Annotated in this window: 4 protein-coding genes; all 4 read left to right on the top strand. The window is 54.0% G+C overall.

Annotated elements, in window-relative coordinates; translation table 11 throughout:
- A partial coding sequence (locus THS27_RS27050) for a hypothetical protein (protein WP_168185028.1) occupies nucleotides 1-235 on the top strand: 235 nt, incomplete at its 5' end.
- Between the two features lie 11 nt (nucleotides 236-246).
- Complete coding sequence (locus THS27_RS26110) at nucleotides 247-564, top strand: hypothetical protein (RefSeq protein ID WP_085595926.1); 318 nt, start codon at nucleotides 247-249, stop codon at nucleotides 562-564.
- 6 nt (nucleotides 565-570) lie between these two features.
- Nucleotides 571-1,377, top strand: a complete 807-nt coding sequence (locus THS27_RS26105; RefSeq protein WP_085595924.1) for a hypothetical protein — start codon at nucleotides 571-573, stop codon at nucleotides 1,375-1,377.
- A gap of 94 nt (nucleotides 1,378-1,471) precedes the next feature.
- Nucleotides 1,472-1,810, top strand: coding sequence for a phage holin family protein (locus THS27_RS26100; RefSeq protein ID WP_085595922.1), 339 nt, complete (start codon nucleotides 1,472-1,474; stop codon nucleotides 1,808-1,810).
- Nucleotides 1,811-1,925: the final 115 nt, after the last annotated feature.

The raw sequence follows: 1,925 nt of genomic DNA, 5'->3' as shown, positions 1-1,925 counted from the left end.
TGACTGGTTGTCCTTTGATGGTGATGTGTCGGGCGAGGGCGATGCCAGCGTGTGGTATCGCACAACGGTGAGTGACCCTGATGATGCCGGGGCGGTGTGGTCTGCCTGGCAGCGCCTTGACACAGCGGAAGTATATTGCCGGGGCGTGCAGTTTGAAACACGGATCTCGGTATCTGATCAATCCTACAATCTGGAAATTTCAACGCTCCGCGTGCGCGCGGATGCTTTGACGTGAGGTTTTTCAACATGGCCAAGAAAGAAAACGCCGCGACTGTAACGGTCGCGGTGCTGGATAATGACGGCATTTTTTTGGGGATTGAAACCGTCCCGGAAAGTGATGCCGCCGGGCGCGTGCAGGTGCCACCTGATGTTGATCTCAAGCCGGGGGCTTATAAATGGCAGGAAAGTGAGGGCCGGTTTATGCCGATTGCTGTGCAGTTTCCGGGGCCCGACAAGGCCCTTTATGACGCGCTCCGCACCCTGATCGAGGTCGGGGCAATGCCGGTGGTGCCGTCCAGCGTGACAAGCTGGATGGCGCTGGCAGCCAAGAAAAACGGATGGTGATAGAGTATGGCGCAGCATGATTATCAGATTTCTAATGGGTCTGGCATTGCGGTACGCAATGATGTGAACAACGCCCTTGCGGCTGTTGTAACGCAAAATGCTGGATCAACGGCACCATCGCCGACATATCCCTATATGTGGTGGGCAGACACGACGAGCGGTCATTTAAAACAGCGCAACGCGGCGAATACCGCCTGGATTGACCATGGATCGATGGCGGAATCTTTTTTGCGCACGGGGGCTGTTGCACCCGGTGGGGCGGCTGGCCTTTTGCGTGCTGATGGTGATGCCTCCAGTCTTACCGGAGTACCTGCAGGTGTGCAGGATTCCCTTGATGATATTGCCGCGATTGCGCAGGTCATGCATTTGCAGCATCAAGAGAATAGTGGCGTTCAAGGTGGTTCATCGGTGAGCGGTGCTGTTCGGGCTCTTCCAATCCATACTCTTGTCTCAAACACTATTGTAGGTGCTTCATTCAGCGCTTCTACAGGTCGGTTTACCTTGCCTGCCGGGTTATACGAGGTTAATGCCACTCATTCCTTCTACCGAAGTGTAACATCAGCGATTTATTTAGGTAGCGTCACAGGGGATGCTGTAAGTCTCAAGGGTGAATCTGCTTTTTCCAACTCCGATGGGGGGTATGCGAGCGCCTTCTCGTTTATTTCAGGTGTTTTGCAATTGAGTGGTCCAACATCGCTCGAGCCTCGCTATCGGTCGGGTGGTTCTTATTCAGGTTCTGGTTTGGGGCTTGCCACCGGGTTTGGTGATAAGGAGATTTACGGCAACGTTTTTATACGCAAACTGTTATGGTGAATTGATCAGTGTGTTTATGCCGCCGCCAAGGCGTTTTTTTTATGCCTGTTTTGGGGTGGGTGTGATTGTCATGGTCGAATGGTAAGGGGGCTGAATGAACCAATTACCGCCTGAAGTAGGGCAGGACTGGATTTCAGCGGTGCGTGGCTGGGGTGGTGCCCTGGGTATTGCTATGATCGCGCGATTGTTGTGGCATCAACGGCTGGTACGGCTGGGTCAGCGCCGGTTTTGGTCGTGGGAACTGTTGTGGGAGGTGCCAACGGCGGCGTTTAGCGCCATCGTCGGGGCCGGGATTGCTGCCTATCTGTCACTTGATGGCGACCAGTCGCTTGCCGTGATCGGCATTTGCGGGTGGTTGGGGCCGCGTGGTGCCGAGGCGTTGGTGGACCGGATATTGCAAACCTATGTAGCAAGGCAATCGCCGAAAGATTAACGCCGGGTGTTTTGTGTTCGGGTGTTTTGTGTGTCGTCAGTCTTTTGGGCTGGCGTTTTTTATGTCTGATTTGAGGTGATTATAATGTTGGCTGTTATCGGGTCGGGGTTTTTAT

Source organism: Thalassospira sp. MCCC 1A01428, from assembly GCF_002115825.1.
Lineage (GTDB): Bacteria > Pseudomonadota > Alphaproteobacteria > Rhodospirillales > Thalassospiraceae > Thalassospira.
Note: the sequence above shows the minus strand (reverse complement) of the source record. Positions and strands in the feature narration are given on the sequence as shown.